General features: G+C 50.8%; 2 protein-coding genes. Both read left to right on the top strand.

All coding sequences use genetic code 11. From position 1 onward, the window contains the following. On the top strand, positions 1-470 hold a 470-nt coding region (locus CVN76_RS06350; protein ID WP_269800024.1), incomplete at its 5' end, for a phosphate acyltransferase. Between the two features lie 35 nt (positions 471-505). After that, the coding region (locus tag CVN76_RS06355) for a lipoyl protein ligase domain-containing protein (protein WP_442857555.1) at positions 506-788 on the top strand (283 nt) is incomplete at its 3' end.

The following is a 788-nucleotide window of genomic DNA, read 5'->3' on the forward strand; positions in this document are numbered from 1 at the left end:
CCACTTCCCAAGATCTTGCCGAAATTGCCATTGAAAGTGCAAAGACTGCACAAATGTTCGATATCGAACCGCGCGTGGCACTGCTGAGCTTTTCGACGAAGGGGTCTGCCGTTTCGCCTGAAACACAGAAAGTCGTCGATGCTGTCGATTTAGCGAAAGAAATCGATCGGGAAATCATCCTCGACGGTGAATTCCAGTTTGATGCGGCGTTCGTTCCTTCGGTGGCAAGACAAAAAGCGCCGGATTCCCTTATTCAAGGAGATGCCAATGTTTTCATTTTCCCAAGCCTCGAAGCAGGGAACATCAGCTATAAGATGGTCCAGCGTTTAGGTGGCTTCGAAGCGGTCGGCCCGATCCTTCAAGGTCTGAACCGGCCTGTGAATGATCTTTCAAGGGGATGCAATGAAGAGGATGTATATAAACTGGCCGTCATTACAGCGGCGCAGGGGTTTGCGGCCCAGTACCAATAAGCGCTACCTTAGATAACATGTAAAGGGAGATTTCTATGAGTGAAACAGGTTCATTATTAATGCAGCAAGAGTGGCGGGTGATAGATCAATCTTCCGTTGGCCCCCAGTTCCCGGCTCTGGAATCCTTTGCAATGGATGATACATTATGTGCTTCCGTCGGTTCAGGTAACTCAGTGGCCGTAGCTAGGGCGTGGGTGCACCATCGAACCGTGGTCATGGGCATTCAGGATACGAAGCTGCCTTTTCTCAAGAAGGGTTTGGGTCATTTAGAGGAACACGGTTTCCAGGCCATTGTCCGCAATTCCGGGGGGCTGGCCG

The organism is Bacillus sp. mrc49, from assembly GCF_002803435.1.